At 72.1% G+C, this 19,716-nt stretch carries 16 protein-coding genes, 1 tRNA gene and 1 other RNA gene; 7 read left to right on the top strand and 11 right to left on the bottom strand.

What is annotated here, in order from left to right; genetic code table 11:
* Positions 1 to 103 precede the first annotated feature (103 nt).
* Positions 104 to 2,143: a protein kinase domain-containing protein gene (locus IF23_RS34100; RefSeq protein ID WP_078654109.1), complete on the top strand. Its 2,040-nt coding sequence runs from the start codon at positions 104 to 106 to the stop codon at positions 2,141 to 2,143.
* 61 nt (positions 2,144 to 2,204) lie between these two features.
* On the opposite strand, the gene IF23_RS0120080 is transcribed toward IF23_RS34100, so the two are convergent.
* Positions 2,205 to 2,843, bottom strand: a complete 639-nt coding sequence (locus tag IF23_RS0120080; RefSeq protein WP_030285573.1) for an HD domain-containing protein — start codon at positions 2,841 to 2,843, stop codon at positions 2,205 to 2,207.
* 56 nt (positions 2,844 to 2,899) lie between these two features.
* Between IF23_RS0120080 and IF23_RS0120075 the strand changes: the two genes are divergently transcribed.
* Positions 2,900 to 3,919, top strand: a complete 1,020-nt coding sequence (locus IF23_RS0120075) for a GlxA family transcriptional regulator (RefSeq protein ID WP_078654108.1) — start codon at positions 2,900 to 2,902, stop codon at positions 3,917 to 3,919.
* A 179-nt stretch (positions 3,920 to 4,098) separates the two neighbouring features.
* Positions 4,099 to 4,794 (top strand): hypothetical protein, encoded by a 696-nt coding sequence (locus IF23_RS0120070; RefSeq protein ID WP_030285568.1) that lies wholly within the window; start codon positions 4,099 to 4,101, stop codon positions 4,792 to 4,794.
* Positions 4,795 to 4,822: 28 nt separating this feature from the next.
* On the opposite strand, the gene IF23_RS0120065 is transcribed toward IF23_RS0120070, so the two are convergent.
* Positions 4,823 to 5,368: a winged helix-turn-helix transcriptional regulator gene (locus IF23_RS0120065; protein ID WP_078654107.1), complete on the bottom strand. Its 546-nt coding sequence runs from the start codon at positions 5,366 to 5,368 to the stop codon at positions 4,823 to 4,825.
* Positions 5,369 to 5,479: 111 nt separating this feature from the next.
* Between IF23_RS0120065 and IF23_RS0120060 the strand changes: the two genes are divergently transcribed.
* A complete protein-coding gene (locus tag IF23_RS0120060) occupies positions 5,480 to 6,823 on the top strand; it encodes an APC family permease (RefSeq protein WP_078654106.1) in 1,344 nt (447 codons plus the stop codon).
* Here the strand turns inward: IF23_RS0120060 and IF23_RS0120055 are convergent.
* Genes IF23_RS0120055 through IF23_RS0120045 form a run of 3 tightly spaced genes read right to left on the bottom strand, consistent with a single transcriptional unit; the run spans position 6,809 to position 9,646 of the window.
* The gene (locus IF23_RS0120055) at positions 6,809 to 7,099 is read right to left on the bottom strand and encodes a DUF4190 domain-containing protein (RefSeq protein WP_245655037.1); all 291 of its coding nucleotides are present in this window, start codon (positions 7,097 to 7,099) and stop codon (positions 6,809 to 6,811) included. The genes IF23_RS0120060 and IF23_RS0120055 overlap by 15 nt on opposite strands.
* Before the next feature lies 1 nt (position 7,100).
* Entirely contained in the window at positions 7,101 to 7,265 is a 165-nt protein-coding gene (locus tag IF23_RS34485) for a hypothetical protein (RefSeq protein ID WP_169750015.1), read from the bottom strand.
* Between the two features lie 20 nt (positions 7,266 to 7,285).
* Positions 7,286 to 9,646, bottom strand: coding sequence for an MMPL family transporter (locus tag IF23_RS0120045; protein WP_169750014.1), 2,361 nt, complete (start codon positions 9,644 to 9,646; stop codon positions 7,286 to 7,288).
* A gap of 112 nt (positions 9,647 to 9,758) precedes the next feature.
* On the opposite strand from IF23_RS0120045, the gene IF23_RS34095 reads away from it, so the two are divergent.
* Complete coding sequence (locus IF23_RS34095) at positions 9,759 to 10,379, top strand: TetR/AcrR family transcriptional regulator (protein WP_030285559.1); 621 nt, start codon at positions 9,759 to 9,761, stop codon at positions 10,377 to 10,379.
* Between the two features lie 94 nt (positions 10,380 to 10,473).
* On the opposite strand, the gene IF23_RS32175 is transcribed toward IF23_RS34095, so the two are convergent.
* The 6 genes from IF23_RS32175 to IF23_RS0120010 all read right to left on the bottom strand — a co-directional run bounded on the left by IF23_RS32175 (position 10,474) and on the right by IF23_RS0120010 (position 16,858).
* Positions 10,474 to 11,367 carry a HesA/MoeB/ThiF family protein gene (locus IF23_RS32175; protein ID WP_051739728.1) on the bottom strand — a complete coding sequence of 298 codons (894 nt, stop codon included), beginning with the start codon at positions 11,365 to 11,367 and terminating at the stop codon, positions 10,474 to 10,476.
* Complete coding sequence (locus IF23_RS0120030) at positions 11,364 to 12,380, bottom strand: hypothetical protein (protein ID WP_030285555.1); 1,017 nt, start codon at positions 12,378 to 12,380, stop codon at positions 11,364 to 11,366. Before IF23_RS0120030 ends, IF23_RS32175 begins: the two co-directional genes overlap by 4 nt.
* A gap of 36 nt (positions 12,381 to 12,416) precedes the next feature.
* Positions 12,417 to 13,631 carry an acyl-CoA dehydrogenase family protein gene (locus tag IF23_RS0120025; protein ID WP_030285554.1) on the bottom strand — a complete coding sequence of 405 codons (1,215 nt, stop codon included), beginning with the start codon at positions 13,629 to 13,631 and terminating at the stop codon, positions 12,417 to 12,419.
* 58 nt (positions 13,632 to 13,689) lie between these two features.
* Positions 13,690 to 14,079, bottom strand: coding sequence for a hypothetical protein (locus IF23_RS32170; RefSeq protein ID WP_051739727.1), 390 nt, complete (start codon positions 14,077 to 14,079; stop codon positions 13,690 to 13,692).
* Between the two features lie 1,034 nt (positions 14,080 to 15,113).
* Positions 15,114 to 16,511, bottom strand: a complete 1,398-nt coding sequence (locus tag IF23_RS0120015) for a hypothetical protein (protein WP_030285550.1) — start codon at positions 16,509 to 16,511, stop codon at positions 15,114 to 15,116.
* 259 nt (positions 16,512 to 16,770) lie between these two features.
* A tRNA-Ser gene (locus IF23_RS0120010) sits at positions 16,771 to 16,858 on the bottom strand.
* A gap of 131 nt (positions 16,859 to 16,989) precedes the next feature.
* On the opposite strand from IF23_RS0120010, the gene ffs reads away from it, so the two are divergent.
* Together ffs and IF23_RS0120005 are read left to right on the top strand one after the other, a co-directional pair.
* Positions 16,990 to 17,088, top strand: an RNA gene (ffs, locus tag IF23_RS32840) — signal recognition particle sRNA small type.
* A 44-nt stretch (positions 17,089 to 17,132) separates the two neighbouring features.
* Positions 17,133 to 19,562 carry a DNA polymerase III subunit gamma and tau gene (locus IF23_RS0120005; protein WP_030285549.1) on the top strand — a complete coding sequence of 810 codons (2,430 nt, stop codon included), beginning with the start codon at positions 17,133 to 17,135 and terminating at the stop codon, positions 19,560 to 19,562.
* Positions 19,563 to 19,716: the final 154 nt, after the last annotated feature.

The following is a 19,716-nucleotide window of genomic DNA, read 5'->3' as shown; positions in this document are numbered from 1 at the left end:
TGACGGGCCCCACCGATCGCGGTGGGGCCCGTTCCCGTGTGCCCCCGCCCCACCCCGTCCGCGATACTGCCTACGCAACTGACGCCACAGGTAGGGGGAAGCGGTGCGGCCGCTGGGTATGGGGGATCCGCGGCAGATCGGGCCGTTCCGGATGGTCGGGCTGCTCGGGGGCGGCGGGATGGGGCGGGTCTATCTGGGGCGCGGGGCGGACGGGCGGACCGTGGCGGTGAAGACCGCGCGGGCCGAACTCGCCGACGACCGCGGGTTCCGGAAGCGGTTCGCGCGGGAGGTGGCGGCGGCGCGGCAGGTCGGCGGGGCGTTCGTGGCGCCGGTCGTCGACGCGGCGCCGCACGACGAGATCCCCTGGATGGCGACGGAGTACGTACCGGGTGTCTCGCTCAGCGACGCCGTGCACGACACCGGGCCGCTGCCGGTGCCCACCGTGCGGGCGCTGACCGCCGGGCTGCTCCAGGCGCTCGCCGCGGTCCATGCGCAGGGGCTGGTCCACCGGGACCTCAAGCCGTCGAACATCCTGCTCACCGCCGACGGGCCGCGGGTCATCGACTTCGGTATCGCCCACTCCGCCACCGACACCGCCCTGACCGCCACCGGCGCCGCCCTCGGCACGCCGGGCTTCATGGCGCCCGAGCAACTCACCCTCTCCGGCGGCGAGATCACCGGCGCCGCCGATGTCTTCGCCCTCGGCGGCGTCCTCGTCCACGCGGCGACCGGCAGCGGCCCGTACGGGAGCGCCGAACCGCAGATCCTGATGTACCGCACCGTCCACGAACAGCCCCGGCTCGACGGACTCCCCGAATCCCTGCGGGCGTTGGCCTCGGCCTGTCTGGTGAAGGAGCCGGAGCGGCGGCCCGCGGTGGCGGACCTCGCGGCGCGCGTCGGCGCCCCCGGCCCGTACGGGAACTGGCTCCCGGAGCCGGTCACGGCGCAACTCCGCAGCCTCTCCGACCGGTTGCGCGACCCCCGGCGGCCGGGGCCGGACGGTACGGACCGCACCCCGAACCCGCTCGCCCCCGGGGCCGCCACACCACCCGCCGCCCCCTGGGGCGCCGCCGCCCCGCCCCACGCGCTCCCCACCGCGCCCGCCGCGGTTCCGGCCGCTGCCCCGACGCCCCCGCAGGGCCGGTACGGTCCGGCGCCGGTCATGCCGCCCCCGGGGGAGACGGGGGACACGGGGCAGACGGGCGAGACGGCTCCCGGTGGGCGCCCCGGTGGCGGTGGCCGTACCCGCCGCGGTGCGCTGGCCGGGCTGTCGGCCGTCGGTGTCGGCGCCCTGACCTGGTTCCTGTGGCCCGCGGGGGAGGCGGGCCGGGATCCGTCCGTCGGCGCCACCCCGCCCGGCCGGAAGCCGTCGTCCGGCCGCTCCCCGAGGGCCGGGCTGCCGGCCGGGATCCGTGACCGGGGGCGGCTCGTCGTCGGCTCCGACCTCAGCTACGCGCCGATGGGGTTCGTCAAGGAGGGCAGGCCCGCCGGGCTCGACATCGAGCTGGCACGCGCCCTCGGGCGCGATCTGGGCATCGAGGTCAAGATCTCGAACGGTTCCTTCGGCGCGCTGCTGCCCGGGCTCGCCTCGGGCCGCTACGACCTGGTGATCTCCGCCCTCGCCGACACCGAGGACCGGCAGCGGGGCCCCCACGCCGCGCCCAGCGGCGTCGACCTCGTCGACTACCTCCGCTCCGGCTTCGCCCTCGTTGTCCCCCGCGCCGCCCGCGCGACGGTCAAGGGGCTCGACGATCTGACCGGCAAGGTGGTCGCCGTGCAGCAGGGCTCGGCCGCCCGCGAGCATCTCGCCGGACTCGGCCCCCGGAAGCCGAAGGTCCGTACGTTCGCCACGGCGGAGGAGGCGTACACCGACGTCCTCAAGGGCGGCTCCGACGCCTGCCTCGACGAGTACCCCGCCGCGGTCCGTGCCCTCGTCGTCCACACCGCCCTCGTCACCACCGGCGGACAGATCGCCCCGCGCCCCCTCGGCATCGCCGTCGCCAAGTCCCAACCGGACCTCCGCGACGCCGTCCGCGTCTCCCTGGACCGGCTCATCGAGGACGGCACCTACGGGAAGATCCTCGGCAAGTGGGACATGACGGAGTGCGCGGTGGAGCGGGCGGAGATCAACGGGGGGAGCTGAGCGGCGCCCGCCCGGTCGGCCCGGGCGGGGCGCCGGGCCGGGGGAGCCGGGCGGTGCGGGCTCACTCCGGCCAGTCGGAGCCCTTGATCACCTCGACGAAGTCCCCGCGCACGAACCCGGGCACGTAGTGCGCCAGCACATCCGCCTTCACATTGCCGAACGTGGTCTCCGGACGGTCCTTGATGCCCTCGGTGAACGCCGCGAGGATGCCGTTCTTGAAGTCCGGCCGGGGGTGCGCCGCGACCACCGCGGCCCGCTCCTCGTCCGATACGGCGTGGTAGCCGATGCCCAGGACGTCCAGCTCCACACCCCGGGTGACCAGCGCGATCTCCGGCGCCATGTGGAGCGGGATCTCGGGCGTGGTGTGCAGTGCGATGGCGGTCCAGACCCGGTCGGCCGGTTCGCCGGTGATGCCGTGGGCGTGCAGGAACCGGCGGGCCTCGTCGGCGCCGTCGATCTCGAAGCGCTGGTCGGTCCGGCGGTGGCGCGCGGTCAGCCCCAGATCGTGGAACATCGCCCCGACGTACAGCAGCTCCGGGTCGACCGTCAGCCCCTGCTCCCGGCCGCGCAGTGTGCCCCAGAGGAACACCCGCCGCGAATGGTCGAAGACCAGCGGCGTCGCCGCCTCCCGCACCAGCTCGGTGGCCTCCCGCGCCAGCGCGCTGTCCGGGATCCGTACCCCTGCGATCGATGTGCTCATGGCTGCGTCCTCTCTTCCGCTTCCCCCAGATTCGCCCCGCTCCCTACCCTGGTGCCATGTCCTCACGGTCGGATGAACCACAGATTCGGACATCCCGCCGGGGTGCGGCCGCACCGCTCCGGGTGGCGTGCGTCGTCTTCGACGGGGTGACCCTCCTCGACGTCAGTGGCCCGTCGGAGGTACTCCACCAGGCGGGCCGCCTCGGGTACCCGTACGACATGGTGCTGGTCGCGCCCGGCGGCGGCCCGGTCACCACCGCCGCCGGACCGGCGCTGACCGGCACCGTCACGGCACAGGAGGCCGGGCCGGTCCACACCGTGCTGGTCGCGGGCGGCGACCGCCTCGTCGAGGAGCCGCCCGACGACGCCCTCCTGACGACTGTCCGCGCGCTCGCCCCGGGGGCGGCCCGCATCGCCTCCGTCTGCACCGGCGCCTTCGTCCTCGCCGGTCTGGGCCTGCTGGACGGCCGCCGCGCCACCACCCACTGGCGGCACGCCGCCGCCTTCGCCCGCCGCCACCCGCGGGTCCGCGTCGAGCCGGACGCGCTCCACCTCCGCGACGGCCGGTACGTCACCTCGGCGGGCATCAGCGCGGGCATCGATCTGACCCTCGCGCTGGTGGAGGAGGACCACGGCGCGGAGGTGGCTCGCGCCATCGCCCGGGAGATGGTGGTTTTCCTGCACCGGCCGGGCGGCCAGTCGCAGTTCTCCGCGGCGCTCGACACCCCGCCGGTCCGCGGCGATCTGCTCCGCCCGGTCCTGGAGTCCGTTCTCGCCGATCCGGCCGCCGACCACAGCCTCCCGGCGCTCGCCGCCGCCGCGGCGGTCAGCCCGCGTCAGCTGACCCGCCGCTTCCGCGCCACCCTGGACACCACCCCGGCCCGCTGGGTCGAACGCGTCCGCCTCGACCGCGCCCGGCAACTCCTCCTCGACGGCCACAGCGTCACCGCCGCCGCCCGCCACAGCGGTCTGGGCACCGATGAATCCCTCCGCCGCGCCTTCGCCCGCCACCTGGGCACCACCCCGACCCACTACCGCCAACGCTTCGCCACCACACGCCGGACGGAGGACCCGTAGATCCCGTAGGGGAGGCCCGCCGTGCCGCGCCGGGGACGCGGCGACCCGTAGGGGATCCGCCGGGCGCCGCGTGGTTAGCCGGGTGTTAGTGACGAGGCAGTCAGGCGGTAGCGGCCCCCGGCAGAGTCGGTGACGTACCGAGGAGAGCACGACACCGACCCGCCCCGGGGGGACCCCGCATGAACGCCCGCACGAACGCCCACACCCCGCGCCGCCGCACCCTGCGCGTCGCCCTCGCCGCCCTGACCGTGGCCGCCGGGCTCACCCTGACCGCCTGCTCAGGCGCGGACGCCGCCGCCACGAAGCCCGCAGGTCAGACCGCCTCTGCCGAGAGCGGCGGGGCGGGCTCCGCCGCCGGTGCCAAGGCGGGCTCCGGCGCCGGGGCCGACCACACGACCGAGACCCGGTCCGGCTCCGAGGCCACCCGGTCGGGCGGCGCCTCCGCCACGGACGAGGCGGGCGCCCCGGACAAGACCGTGACCCTGGTGGACGGCAGCAAGGCCGAGATCCACGACCTGGGCAACCAGAACTTCCGCGCCAAGATCGTCCACGGCAGCGAGGTCCTGGCCACGCTGAAGACGGCGAACTCCGACGCCGCGGTCGACCTCAACGGCATGTACGTCCTGCTCACGATGGGCGGCGAGGTCCACTCCTGGGAGGGCGGCGCCCAGCGGGGACCGGGCACCTTCACCCTCGCGGGCGGCTGGCAGGCCAAGGTCACCAAGATCGGCGAACTCCACTTCCGCGCCGAGATCATCGGCCACGAGGGATCGGTCGACGCCACCCTGGAGGCGAACGAGCACGCCGCCGGTGTCGACGCCAACGGCGTCTCCATCGTCCTCACCGCCGGGGGCGAGATCAGCGCCCACGAGTGACCAACGGCCCGGCACCGGGCCCGTACCCCTAGGTGATCTCCCCGGGCCGGGCCCGGCCACCGCTCCCGCCCCCGTCGACGCGCACGGGCGGCCGGGGGCGGTGGCCGGGCTCGGCCAGTTCGCGTGTGATCACCCGGTCGCTGACATTCGTCGAGTAGACGATCGTCGTCGACACCGAGCCGATCTTCGTGATGCGCGCGGTGACCTCTTCGAGATGGCCCATCGAACGGGCCGCCACCTTGGCGACGAAACAGTCGCTGCCGGTCACGTGGTGGCACTCCACAATCTCCGGGCAGTCACGGAAAACGCGGAGGTATTCCTGGTAATTGCTGCCCGGGAACACGATGTTGACGATCGCCAGGATCGGCAGTCCCAGCCCGGACAGATTGACCCGCGTCCGATACCCCTCGATGACCCCGGACTGCTCCAGCCGCCGCACCCGCTCGGTGACCGCCGGAGGCGTCAGGGAGACCCGTCGTCCCAGCTCACTGAAGGTGATGCGGGCATGGGCCTGCAATTCCTCCAGGATCCGCCAATCGGTCGCGTCGAGCGCCGCTTTCACCTCTTCAGCCATCGGCCAAGAATACGGAAATTTCCCAGGTGAAGGCCGCCGAACTCCTTCAACTTCCCCTGTGGGGACGGCAGGCGCGCGCCCTAGCGTGAAGCCGACACGAAGGAGACCGAAATGGCGCCCGCCACCCCGCCCCGGAATCGCCCCGCCCAGCCGGGCCGACCGCCCCGCCCACCGCACCCCGCGGCCCCCGCCCCGGCCGGAGGACCGGCCCCCACCGGGCGGCTCAACCTCGCGCAGGGCACCGCCCTCTACGTCGGGGCGGTGCTGGGCACCGGCGTCCTCGCCCTCCCCGGGCTGACCGCGCGGGCGGCCGGTCCCGCGTCGCTGCTGGCCTGGGCGGCGCTCGTCCTGATGTCGGTGCCGCTCGCCGCGACCTTCGCCGCCCTGGCCGCCCGGCAGCCCGACCCGGGCGGCGTGTCGACCTATGTACGGCGGGCGTTCGGGAACCGCGCCGCCACCGTCGTCGGCTGGTGGTTCTACCTCGGCGCCCCGGTCGGCATCCCCGCGCTGGCCCTCTTCGGCGCGTCCTACCTGGAACGCAGCACCGGCGGCGGCCCCGCGGCGACCACCGGCTATGCCGCCGCCCTGCTCCTCGCGGGCTTCCTCGCCAACGCCTTCGGGGTACGGGTCTCCGGACGCGTCCAACTCCTGCTCTCCGGTGCGCTGGCGCTGCTGCTGGTGCTCGGCATCGCGGTGGCGCTCCCGCACGCGGACCCGGCGCGGCTGCACCCCTTCGCCCCGCACGGCTGGTCGGCGATCGGCCCCGCCGCGGCGCTCCTCGTCTGGTCGTTCACCGGCTGGGAGACGGTCACCCATCTGTCCGCGGAGTTCGCCCACCCGCGCCGTGACATCAAACGGGCCACCGCCGCCGCACTGCTCACCATCGGCGTCCTCTACCTCGCACTGGCCGCCGTCACGGTGCTGTCCCTCGGCGCCGCCGCCGGGACCTCGGCGACCTCCCTCGCCGCCCTGCTGGAGCTGGGGTTCGGCCCGCTGGGCGCGGTCCTCGCCGGGGTGATCGCGATCCTCACCACCCTCGGCACCATGAACGCCTACATCGCCGGGACCGCCAAACTCGGCGCCGCCCTGGCCCGCGACGGCGCCCTGCCCCGCGCCCTGGGCACCGGCGCCGAACCGGGCGGCGTCCCGCGCCGCAGCCTCGCCGTGGTCGCCGCGATCGCCGCCGCCGTCTTCCTCGCCGCCACCCTCACCGGGACCCCCGTACAGCCCCTGGTGCTGAGCACCACCGCCTGCCTGGGCGCCGTCTACGCCCTCGGCTCGGCCGCCGGTGCCCGCATCCTCCGCCCGTACACCCGCTGGGGCACGGCCGCCGCGGTCGTCTCCCTCCTGCTCATCTGCGTACTGCTCGCGCTGACGGGCGCGTATCTGCTGTGGCCGGTGCTGCTGACCGCCGCCGCCCTGCTGTGGTGCCGCCGCCCGTCACAGATCCCATGAGACCGTCCCGCCCGCGGTGACCAGCGCCGCCAGGACGGCGACATCGGCGACGCCGAGGAGCAGACCGGACCAGGCGCGCCCGCGCCGCGCCGTCCCGCGCCGCAGGGCGAGGACGGCGAGCACGACGGCGACGGGCCCGAGGAAGACATTGGCCACCAGGAGCCCGGGAAGGCCGAGGACGAAGGAGGCGACGGCCATCCCGTCGGCCTCCCGGGTGTCGGCCCGCCTGCCGAGGGGACGCGCCGGGACGGTCTTCTCCACGGTGGCCGACGTCATGTCAGACATCTCCTTCACGGTGTCCGGAACGGTGCTCACGTATCAGGAAGACCAGCAGCCACGCGCTGATCAGCGACCCGGCGACGATGCTGACGGGCGGCGGGAGATGGGCGACGGCGCCCAGGAACACCCCCAGGACCAGCAGCGCGAAGGCCAGCAGAGCCATCTCCTACCTCGCTCCCTCCGTCACCGCGTGACGGATTCTCGTGCGGGACGTACGGGAGCCTCCGCGGACGGCGGCTGCGGGGGCCCGGTCCGGGTGCGCCGCCCGGGCAGCCACCAGTTCCAGCGGCCCATGAGCCGCATGGACGCCGGTACCAGCAGGAGCCGTACCAGGGTGGCGTCGAGCAGGATGGCGACCGCCATGCCGAACCCGAGTTGCTGGATGGGGACGATCCCGGCGAACCCGAAGGCGCCGAAGACGGCGACCATCAGCAGCGCGGCGCCCGAGATGAGCGGCGCGGTGCGGGTGAGCCCGCGGGCCACGGAGGTGGTGTTGTCGCCGGTGGCGACGTACTCCTCGCGTATTCGGTCGAGGAGGAAGACCTCGTAGTCGGTACTGAGGCTGAAGAGCAGCGCCAGCAGCAGTACGGGGACGAAGTTCTGCAGGTAGTTGGTCTGCTCGAAGTGGAGCAGACCGGTGCCCCAGCCGCGCTGGAAGACCAGGACGAGGACGCCGTAGGTCGCGGCGATCGACAGCAGGTTCATGGCGATGGCCTTCAGCGGCAGCAGCAGCGACCGGAAGGTCAGCAGCAGGACCACGTAGACCGCGGCCAGCATCACCATGATCACGTACGGCAGGCCGTCCTGGATGACGCGGTTGGCGTCGATGCCCTCGGCCGTCTCGCCGCCGATCACGGAGTCCAGGGAGGCGGGCAGCTTGTCGGCCTCGTCCTGGACGCGGGTCAGCAGCTGCCGCGCGGCGTCGCTGGACGCCTTGGTGTCCGGGACGACCTCGAAGACGACGGTCCGGTTGTCGGCGGCGACGAAGTGCCGGATCGAGGTGCGGGCGTCGGCCGGCAGCCGGTCCATGGCGGGCCGGGCGAGCGCCGCGAAGGGCGCCTGCGGGGAGACCGCCTTCAGCGCGGGCAGCGCCGAATCGACCCGTTCGACGTGCGGGAGCTTCGCCAGCCGGGCCTCGAACCGGGCCAGCGCATCGGTCCCGGCGGCGGAGTCGAGGGGCTTCTTCGACGTGATGACGGCCTGGACGGGCGAGGTGGTGCCGACCCCGAAGGCGTCCTGGACGTGGTCGTAGCCGACCCGGACCTGCGAGGTGCCGGGGAGGATACGGGCGTCCGGCGAGAAGGTGCGCAGCTGTGCGGCGGGCGATGCCAGGGCGAGCAGGGCGATGCCGGTCGCGCCGAGGAAGAGCACCGGCTTGGCCATGACCCGCAGGGCGATGCGGTACCAGGGGCTGGAGGTGACGTCCGCGGACTCCGGGCGCTCCCGGCGGCCGGGCAGCGGTACGCGCCCGGCGTTGATCCGGTGTCCCAGCAGATGCAGCAGGACCGGCAGGAAGAGGACGGCGGAGAGGACGGAGAAGGCGACGACGACCGCGGCGCCGAGCGCGAGGGAGAAGATGACGTTGAGGTCGATGAGGAAGAGCGTGCACATCGCCAGGACGATGGTCACGCCGGAGGCGATGACCGTGTGTCCGGAGGTGCGCAGGGTGGCCGCGACGGCGGTGTCGACGCTCTCGCCCCTGGCCAGTTGCTCCTTGAACCTCGTGATCATGAAGAGTGAGTAGTCCACGCCGACGCCCAGCCCCAGCATGGTGGCGGCGTTCTCCACGAACACCGACAGCTCGTAGTGCTGGGCGACCGGTGTCAGCAGGCCGAGCGTGAAGACGATGGCGGAGACGCCCACCGCGAGCGAGACCAGGGCCGCGGCGACGCTGCGGAAGAGCAGCAGCAGGATCACCACGATCAGCGGCATGGTGATCAGCTCCGCCTTGGCGAGGCCGTCCTGGCTGAGGGTGTTGACCTCGCCCCAGAAGGACGACGGGCTCACCAGGGAGACCTGGATCCCCTGGGCGTCGAAGCGGTCCGTCAGATCCTTCTGCACCTTGGGCAGTTCGCGCCGGGCGGTGCCGTCGTCGAGGTCGAGGGCGAGCGAGTCGATGACGGTGCGGTGGTCGTCGCCGGTGTACGGCTTCCGGTTGTCCGCGCCGAGCGTCGTCCAGCCGTGGACGCCGGTGACCTTCAGGGTGTCCACGGCTGCGACGTCCCGGGCGACGCCGCGGGCCCGCTCGGCGAACCGCGCGCTGTCCGCGGTGTGCCGCTGGTCGTGGATGACGAGGGTGACGGTGGTCCGGCCGCGTCCGGTGAAGCCGTGCTCCAGGTGCCGGGCGGCTTCGGCGGAGGGTGAGCCCGTGACGTACCAGCCGCCGCCGCTCAGGGAGTCGGCGATGGTGGAGGCGCCGATGCCGCTGACGGCCAGGGCGAGCAACCACAGTGCCAGCAGGGGCCAGCGCGCCTTCCCGATGAACCGGGAGGCCCGGGCTGCCAGGCCGCCGGGGGGCGGTGGAGGCGGGGAGTACGCAGTCATGTGCAGCCTTACTGTGGAGGAGCCAGGCAGAACGCGGGATAATGACAGACGTCGAGTCATTCACCGACTCAGAGTCGGTGACTCTCAGTCGGTCAGTATCCTTGGAGGTCATATGGGAGTCAAGTCCCGGCGTGCCGAATACGCCGCGCTGACGCGGGCGGCGCTGCTCGACGCCGCCACCGAGCTCTTCGCCGAGAAGGGCTTCGCCACCACGTCCATCGACGACATCGCCACCGCAGCACGGGTGAGCAAGGGGGCGGTGTACCACCACTTCCCCGACAAAAAGGCGATCTTCGACGAGGTCTTCCGCGTCGGACAGGGCGAAGTGCTGGCGCACGTCCGGGAAGAGGCCACCGCGGTGGACGGCGACGGCGCCGCGCGTCCGCCCTGGCAGGTCGCGACGACCGCGGTGGAGAGCTTCCTGGGCAGCTATGTCACCGACGCGCGCAAGCGGTCGCTGCTGCGGCAGTCCGCCGGGGTGCTCGGGGTCCACCGCTGCCGCGAGATCGACGACGAACTCGCCCTCCCGCTGGTCCTCGGCCTCCTGGAGGAGCTGAAGGCGCGCGGGGAACTACAGGACGTCTCGATCACGATGGCGGGCTCGGTGATCTTCGGAACGCTCTGCGAGGCGGCCACCTCCCTCGCCCTCGCCGACGACCACGAACAGGCCGGTCGGGAGGCGTCCCAGGTCGTCGGCTATCTCCTGTCCGGCCTGCTCAAAGGCGCCGCGTGACACGGCCGGACGGCGCACCGGTACGGGTGCGGGCCCGCGCCCCCGGGATCGGGGACACGGGCCCGCGGTGGTGACGGCGGCGCCGGACGGACGCTCAGCCGCCCGCCCGGGCCAGGGAGACCAGCTCCCGCAGCCCACCGACGAGGGTGAGCGGCCGCCGCACCGCCGTGCCCCAGCGGTCCGCGGTGCGCCGGGTGGCCCGGTGGACGTCCACCACGACATGGCGGCGCACCGGGTTCCCGGCGAGGATCTCGGCCGTCATCCGCGCGCTGAGCGCCCCGAACTGCAGGGACGCATAGACGAGTTGCGGCACGCTGTACCCCTCCTCGCCCAGGTGCTCCCGGGCGTTGCGCAGCATCTCCAGCGGGATGAAGCGCACCGGGATCGCCTTGAACAGCAGCGACCACACCATCGTCCGCTCCACCATGGCCGCGGTGATCTTCCCGTCGAACGGGCGCAGCCCGGGCCTGCGGTAGTCGTGGAAGCGGATGTACTGCGTGCCCGCCATGTCGTACCCGGTCAGCACCGGCCGCCGGGCGCGCGCCGCGGCCTCGTGGAGCGCGTACTTCGCCCGCCAGCCGGACCGCTCGGTGACGTCGACGCCGTCGATGACCACGGCACAGCTCTCCACCAGACGGCGGGCGTTCTCCGTGGTGACGCCGTCGGTCACCACCGTCACCCGGGCGTGCGGGTTGATCTCGGTGACCCGCCGGGCGGCCACCTCCGCCTTGTGGCTGCCGATGTCGGCGAAGGTCGCGTGCTGCCGGTTGAGGTTGTTCAGCTCGAACTCGCCGACGTCGACGAGGACGAAGTCCTGCACCCCGAGGCGGGTGAGCGGCTCCACCGCGGCGCCGCCCGTCGAACCGCATCCGGCGATCAGGACCCGCGCCCGGGACAGCTCCTGCTGCATGCGGTCGGGGACGAAACCGCGGTTACGCTCGGTGAACTCCGCGTAGAACTCCCCGGGGATGACGCTCTCCGCCCTCATGCGGCCGCCTCCCCGAGGATCTCCCGGTGGCGCACCGACCCGGACAGCTCCGCCATCAGCCCCCGCAGCGCGCGGATCGGCGAAGCCGCCGCGACCGCCTGCTCCAGGAGTCTGCTGCGCTCGTCGACGGTCTCGCCGTCCGGGATCCACGCGCAGAACGGGAGCACCTTCTCCCGTGTCACATACATGGGGTGCATCAGGTTCTGCGGGCTCAGCGCCGGTGTGGTGCCGGTCAGCAGCTGCACGTCGAGCCCGAGGAGGACGAGGTGGCGCAGCGCGACGTGCTCCTCCACATCGCCGATCAGCATCCGGACGGCGCCGTTCTCCGCGCGGATGGCCAGGGTGATCCCGGCCAGCAGCTCCAGCGTGATCCGTAGGCGCTGCGTCCGGTCGGTCACCTGGTGCGCGTGGACGAGCCGCTTGACCTCCCGGATGTCGTGCGTGCGCAACTCCGTGGTCTCCGGCACCACTTCGTGGAGGCGGATGGCGTGCGCCTCCTCGCAGGGGAAGAGGCGCCGGTCCGGCGCGGCCAGCGGGCGGGGCGCCGGATCGGTGCTGTGGGCGAGCGCCACATAGCCGAGGATGCGGCCGGTCTCCGTGTCGGTGGTGATGACGTGGGTGTCGGTGGGGTGGAAATCCCGTATCGGCTCGCAGAACAGCGACCGGTCGAAGACCAGGTCCTCACTGGCGAATCCGGCCTGGAGATATCCGGTGAGCCGGAACCCGGCCAGCCCCAGGAGGTACCGCTCGGGGATCGACGCGGTGTGCGCCGCGACGGTGACCACGCCCTGTCCGTGGTCCGAGCGGTACAGCAGCGCGTCGTCGGCGTGTAATTCCGCGGCCATCCGGCCGAAGCTGAGCCGACTGTGCATACGGAGTATGTCCTGGATGTAGCGGCGCCGGACGCTGCCGAGCAGCGACTCCGACACGTTCTCCTCGGGAAGCCCGCGGGGCACGCTCCATGGGCCGATCATGGACGCGGTTCCGGTGGTGGCCCGGTTCTCCGGCATCATTTCCCCCTCATCGCTGGTGTGGCGGACGCGCCATGATCAGAAGTCCTCTTCGGTGTAGAGGTCCTCGGCGATGGCCAGCGCGAGGACCTCGGGGGTGCCCTCGTAGATCCGGGCGCCGAAGGATTCCCGGACGAGCTTCTCCATGCCGTACTCCCGCAGATAACCGCGGGCCCCCATCAGCGACATGGCCTCCTGGGTGACGTCGATGGCGGTGCGGTCGGCGAAGAGCTTCGCCGCCGCCGGGGGGAACACCGGCGCGGGAACCTCGGTGTCGGCAGCCTGCGCCGCCTGGAGGTACATGAGCCGGGACGCCTCGACCTTGGCGGCCATCTCGGCGAGCTTGCGGGCGCTGAACTGGTGCTTGTACAGCGGCACCCCGCCCTGTACGCGCTCGCCGCACCACTCCTTGGCGATGTCGAAGGCGCCGCGGGCGATACCGGTGGAGAGGGCGGCGACGGTCGCCCGCGCCATGTTCATCTGCTGGATGTTGATGAGCATCCCGTTGCCCTCGCCGCCGACGAGGTTCTCCGCGGGCACCCGGACCTCGTCGAAGATCAGCTCACTGCCGAGACAGGCGCGGTAGCCCATCTTGTCGGCGACCGGGCCACGGGTGACGCCGGGCGAGTCGAGCGGAACGATGAACGCGGTCAGCCCGGTGGCCCCCGGCTCCCCTTCGAGGTTGGCGTAGACGGAACCGAACTCCGCCACCTTGGCGTTGGTGATGAACCGCTTCCGGCCACTGAGGACGTAGCTGTCGCCGTCCTTCCGGGCGCGCATGACGTCCCGGGCGTGCTCGGCGTTCTCCGGGATGAGCAGATCGCAGCCGGCCGCGTCCTCGGTGATGCCGTTGCAGGCCAGCACCGGTTCGTCGCCGGAGAACAGCGGCAGGAAGCGGGACTGGAGGTTCGGGTCGGCGGAGAGCAGGACGGGCGCCTGACCCAGCAGGGTGGCGCCGAATATCAACGCGGTACCGGCACAGGCGGCGGCTATCTCCTCCAGCGCCACGGCGACGCCGAGGACGCCGAGACCGAGACCGCCGTACTCCTTGGGGACGACGAGGCGGAGCAGACCGGCCTGATGGCCCTTGCGCACCAGCTCCCAGTCGAAGTCCTCCGCCGCGGCACGGTCGTTCTCCGCGACCCGGAGCCGCACCTCCTTCTCCACGAACTCCCGGACGTGCAGCCGGAGTTCCTGGATCTGACGGGGCTCGGTGAGGAAGTCGACGGGGCCGAGGCTGGCAGTGTTGCTCATGGTGAGGGAGTGCTCTTTCGTTGTTCGGTGTACGGGATGGGCGCGGGAGTACGCGGACTCAGACGGGGAGACCTTCGGACGCGGCGATCTCCGGGTACCGGTCGAACGCGGGCCGCAGCAGCGGGACGAATTCGAGGACCTTGGCGACGCTGCCCTTGATGCGCACCTTCCCGGTGGCGAGAGCCACCGGCATCAGCAGCTTTCCGAGCCAGAGGCTGTGCGCGGTGTCGCTGCTCATCTTTATCCGTATGACGGCGGGTTCGGTCGGCGGTCCGTCCTGTACGCCGTCGGGCGTGATGTACAGCTCCAGGTCGGGCTTTACCTGGATGAGGTGGAGCGTGATACCGGATTCCCGCATGCGCGCGGTGAAGGTGTCATCCTTCAGCAGGATCTGGAAAAGGTCGGTAAAGATACGACGCGCTTTCTCACCGGACTCGAAAACAGGCATGACGTCTCCTCGGATCGACACAACGGATTACCGGCAGGAGCCGGGATACGGGTGAATGGATACGGGTGAATGGATACGGGCACGGGAAATGTCACCGGAAGAAAAGGCATCCGCGCGCTCCTGCGCCCCGCCCGGTGAGGCGAGTACGCATCGACGCGGGAATGCGCTACGGGCACGGCGCTCCGTGGCCTTCGTCGCCCCGGACGGTGTGGGCCGCCGCGCGCCGCTCCCCCTGGATGTGGAGGCGGTGCACACGCGTCGTCCACCCCGTGCCCACCTGCCCGTTCCCCCTGGCGTGTACTGCACGGAACCCGCGCGTCCCGCGTGCGGCGGAAGCGCGGATCCCCGACGACGGCGGGTACGGCGAGACCTCTCACATACCGAAGTTCGCTCGCCGACGCCGAGTCGGTGTTCGTTGATCAAAGCAAGAGATCGACGACGGGGTCAAGTTACTTCCCGGTTTTCTGGATTGCGTTTCTTGGCTGTTCAGATGGTGGACGGGAGGTGAGGGGCAAGGCGTTCCCGCACCCTCGAAGATGTGAATGGAACTTCACATTCCGCTAGCTCCGCCGAGAGAGATCAAGGCAATTCCCCGGCGTGTCGCTCCCCCCATCGACACACCCCTTCACCTAAGCCCACCTTCCAAACCCCCGCCCCTGAAGCCCCCACTCCCCTCACCTATTAAAAAGAGGAGTCCCCCACCATCACACCGGCTCCCAATCCCCACGAACTGTTGCCCCCACGTAACACTCGAAACAAAACCCGAACCTACGACGGGGTTCCCGTCGGCAGCCGACCCCTGGGACACCCGGCAGAACGGAGGGCGCGAGGGACGAGGCAAGGCCCAAGAACACCGAAGGGCCCCACCACAAGCGATGGGACCCTTCGGCGGCACCCGGTGGGGCGCTGGCGGGGGACGGGAGATCCGAACTTGCAAGGGGTTGCCCCCTACCCACGTCCCGAATGCTCGTACGGATGTTCGTCAGGAGCTCTGGATGCCCAGCCGCAATCAGGAGCCTCCGTCGGCTCCTGGGTCACTCGTCCCGGAGGCGGATGGCCAGCACCGTCCCGTCGGCCCGGATCGATACCGTGTTCCAGCCCTCCGCCGTGCTGCGCTGCGGCCACTGCCCTCGCAGGCTGTGCACCTCGCGGCGGTACTCGTTGACGTGCCCGCGGTAGAGATGGGTGAAGAGACTTCTCTTGAGTCCGGAAAACGCTTCCACCCGGGTGCGGTTGAGGCGATAGATGTGATCGGTACCGACGAAGTCGATGTCGTGGATGCGGTGCTCCGCGTCCCACATCCTGGCCGTGCTGGTGCTGGTGCTGGTGCTGGTGTCGGTGTCGGTCTTGGCGCCGGTGCCGGTGCCCTGGTGGAAGTGGCGCCGCCCTTGCTCCCTCGTCAGGTACTGAGCGGTGGGCTTGCCGCCTCCGGTGAAGGCGGTGAGGGCGGCTGCTTCCGTACGGGCCAGCACGATGCTGAACCAGTCGAAGGAGCCGGGCAGTACCTGGAACCCGGGAACGGTCGCCCTGTCGCCTTCGGTGGGCAGTACGACATCGGGTATGAACTCTTCCTGCCTGAGCGCGAGGTCGAGGTCGGCTCCCGGTTCCTCGCCGGACGGGCGGAGCAGAGTGGTGCCCGGCGCTTCCAGAACATGCAGGGCGAGACTCTCCTTGGCGGGAATCTCGGTGCCTATGAGGAAGTAGGGGACAGTGGCGTAAGGGCCGATATGGACTGACTCCACGTGGGCGCTGGCGGTGCTGAGCTGCTTGTACACCTGATGAACGCTGCTGTGCGTCCCCTTCGAGGACGTCAGGAAGATCTTGGACGGCTGTCCGGGTCGCCAGGCTTCGACGAAGAAGTGGGGGCGCCGCGTCAACGGTTCCGGGCGAGGCCCGGTACCGGAACTGCGCAGGGTCCAGCCGGCTTTCAGGGCGATGTCCGCCGGGATAACGGAAACCGAGTGGTCGGGGTACCGGGACCTGACGATGTGCTCGGCCAGCAGTGAGGCGAAGCCGGTGCCGATCTCCCCGGACTGCGTGGCCTTGTAGAAACGCAGCAGATCGCGCCCCTCGGACGACAACTGCAGGAATTGCCCCCGGTTCGCCTCCAGCGCCTGGCTGTAACGCAGGCTGCCCCAGTGCTCGGCGAGTCCTCGCCCGGCCCCCTGGCGGGCCGCCGCGGCGCCGAGACCGATGGCGTGCAGGACTTGCCAAGGGGTGAGTGGCAGCGATCGCGGCGCATTCCGAACGTCTCTGTAGTCGGTGCGCCTACGCAGCGGGCCCCGCCCGTCCTCCTCGCGCTTCTTGTCCTCGTCCGCGGCCGCCTTGTCGACCTCGGAGGCGAGCCCGGGAGACGAGCGGACCTGAATGCGGGAGGTGGTACCCAGTTCGTTCAGGATCTCGGCGATGGATTTGGTTTCGTCCTCGTTCAACGGCGCCCCTCTGTCGTCGCTGTGTGACGTGAGCCGTTGGACGCTAGGAGAGCGCAGGGGAGCGCATGCAAGTACACACAAGGGGTTGCACGACCGGATTCGGCCACCTCCTCCCCTCACCGAAGAGGGGGAAGGCGTCGGTGGCGAGGTCTCTGATGGGGGGCGCCGGTCATGCCGAAGCTCCGCGCGCCTGAGCCCACCAACGCCGAAGGGCCCCACCGCAAGCGGTGGGGCCCTTCGGTAGTGCCCGGTGAGGCACTGGCGGAGGATACGAGATTCGAACTCGTGAGGGGTTGCCCCCAACACGCTTTCCAAGCGTGCGCCCTAGGCCACTAGGCGAATCCTCCGCCGCAAACAATACAAGACGTTGAGGGGTGCTCGCGACCATGATCCGGAGGGTGGGGTTCCGGGTGGGGGTGGGAGGGAGTCGCAGGTGGGGGCGGGTCGTGTTCGGGGGCGGGGATCGGCTACTGTGGTGCGCAGCCCCTCACGTGGCGCTATCTGACTGAACTCCCCCAGGGCCGGAAGGCAGCAAGGGTAGGTCGGCTCTGGCGGGTGCGTGAGGGGCGTTTGCGTTTGCGGGCGACCCGGTTGTCGGTGGGGGCCGATAACCTCGTATGCGTGTCGTCCCTCGCGCTGTACCGCCGCTACCGACCCGAGACCTTCGCCGAGGTCATCGGGCAAGAGCACGTGACCGATCCGCTCCAGCAGGCCCTGCGGAACAACCGCGTCAACCACGCGTATCTGTTCAGTGGCCCGCGCGGCTGTGGCAAGACGACCAGTGCGCGCATCCTGGCGCGCTGTCTGAACTGCGAGGAAGGCCCCACCCCGACCCCGTGCGGCACCTGTCAGTCCTGTGTGGACCTGGCGCGCAACGGCCGGGGTTCGATCGATGTGATCGAGATCGACGCGGCCTCCCACGGTGGTGTGGACGACGCCCGTGACCTGCGGGAAAAGGCGTTCTTCGGGCCCGCTTCCAGCCGGTACAAGATCTACATCATCGATGAGGCGCACATGGTCACCTCGGCGGGGTTCAACGCCCTGCTGAAGGTGGTCGAGGAGCCGCCGGAGCATCTGAAGTTCATCTTCGCGACGACGGAGCCCGAGAAGGTCATCGGGACGATCCGCTCGCGTACCCACCACTACCCCTTCCGTCTGGTGCCGCCCGGGACGCTGCGGGACTACCTCTCCGAGGTCTGTGAGCGGGAGTCGGCGCCGGTCGAGGACGGGGTGCTGCCGCTGGTGGTGCGCGCCGGTGCCGGTTCGGTGCGTGACTCGATGTCCGTCATGGACCAGCTGCTCGCCGGTGCCGGGGACGACGGTGTGACGTATGCCATGGCGACGGCGCTGCTCGGCTATACGGACGGATCGCTGCTGGACGCGATCGTCGAGGCGTTCGCGGCCGGGGACGGCGCCGCGGCCTTCGAGGTCGTCGACCGGGTCATCGAGGGGGGCAACGACCCGCGCCGGTTCGTCGCCGATCTGCTGGAGCGCCTGCGTGACCTGGTCATTCTCGCCGCGGTGCCGGACGCGGGGGAGAAGGGGCTGATCGACGCTCCCGCCGATGTCGTGGAGCGGATGACGGCGCAGGCGTCCGTGTTCGGCGCCGCGGAGCTGAGCCGCGCCGCCGATCTGGTCAACACCGGGCTGACGGAGATGCGCGGCGCCACCTCGCCCCGTCTCCAGTTGGAGCTGATCTGCGCCCGGGTGCTGCTGCCCGCGGCGTACGACGACGAGCGGTCCGTGCAGAGCCGGCTGGACCGGCTGGAGCGCGGTGTCGGTGCGGCCGGGCCTGCCGGGGGCGGCGGGGCCGCCTTCGCGGGGGGCGGTGCGCCGGTGATCGAGGGCGGTGGCCCCGCCGCCGGGTACGTGCCCGGGCCGGAGGCCCATCCGGTGGGGCCGCCCGCGGGTCCGTCGGGCCCGGCGGCGGCGCGGGCCGCGGTGCGCGGGGCGACCGGCGCTCCGGCCGCTCCCGCCCCGGCCCAGCCCGCCGCGGTTCCGCCTGCCGCGGCTCCGCCCGTGGCGGCGCAGCCCCCGGCCGCCGCCCCCGTGGAGGGTGCGGCGCCGCGGAGCGGTTCGCACGCGGCCGAGCAGGCAGGGGAGCAGGCGCGTCCCGCCGGTGCCTGGCCCGGTGCCACGGGTGGCCCGGCGGCCGGTGCGCCGGACGCGGCGCCCGCCCCGGCGGGCGAGGCTCCGGCTCCCGCGCGGCCCGGCGCCTGGCCCGGCAGCGGTGGCGCGGGCCAGGGCGCAGCCCGGCAGCCCGGGGGCTGGCCGTCGGCCGCGGCTCCGGGGCAGGGGGCGCGGCCGTCCGCCCCCGCGCCCGCCGCGGCTCCGCAGCCGCCCGCCGCGGCGGCGCCCGCACCGCAGGTCCCGGCCGGGGGCGGGCAGGGCGCGGCGCAGGTGCGGCAGATGTGGCCGCAGATCCTGGACGCGGTCAAGCGCCGCCGACGCTTCACCTGGATCCTGCTGAGCCAGAACGCCCAGGTCTCCGGCTTCGACGGCACCACCCTCCAGATCGGCTTCCCCAACGCCGGGGCGCGCGACAGCTTCGCCAACGGCGGCAGCGAGGACGTGCTCAAGGACGTGCTCGCCGAGACGTTCCAGGTGCAGTGGCGGGTGGAGGCCATCGTCGACCCGTCGGGCGGCACCAACCCGCCGACCGGTGGTGCCCGCGGCGGCAGCGGCGGAGGCGGCTTCGGCGGCCAGGGTGGCGGTTACGGCGCAGGTCAGGGCGGGGGCTACGGCGGCCCCGCGCAGACCGGCCCGCCGCCGTCCGCGCCCGCGCAGTCCGGCCCGGCGGCCGGGGGCGGCGCCTCCGGTGGCGGTCAGGGTGCCCGGATGGCGCGGGAGGCCGTGTCGGCGCCGTCGTCCGGCGGTCCGGGCGGCCGCTCCGCGGAGCCCGAGGTCTCGCCCGAGCCGCCGCCGGTCTCCGTCGAGTACGACATGCCGGAGGAGGACGACCCCGATCTCGTCGACTCCGCCCTGAGCGGCCACGACCTCATCGTGCGGGAGCTGGGCGCGACGGTCGTCGAGGAGTTCAACAACGAGTGAGACGGCCGGGCGTCCCGGGCCCGGTGGGGCTGCGGGGCGCCGTCGGGCCGCCGCGCGCGGGCTCCGGTGTGCGGGCCGCCGTCCGTACCGCCGCGGGTGGTCGGACGGCTCCGTTCCGTTCACCCCGTAGGGGGAGGATGCGGGCGGTGGAGCG

Source organism: Streptomyces catenulae, assembly GCF_000718015.1.
Taxonomy (GTDB): Bacteria; Actinomycetota; Actinomycetes; order Streptomycetales; family Streptomycetaceae; genus Streptomyces; species Streptomyces catenulae.
This window is presented reverse-complemented; position numbering and strand designations above follow the sequence as displayed.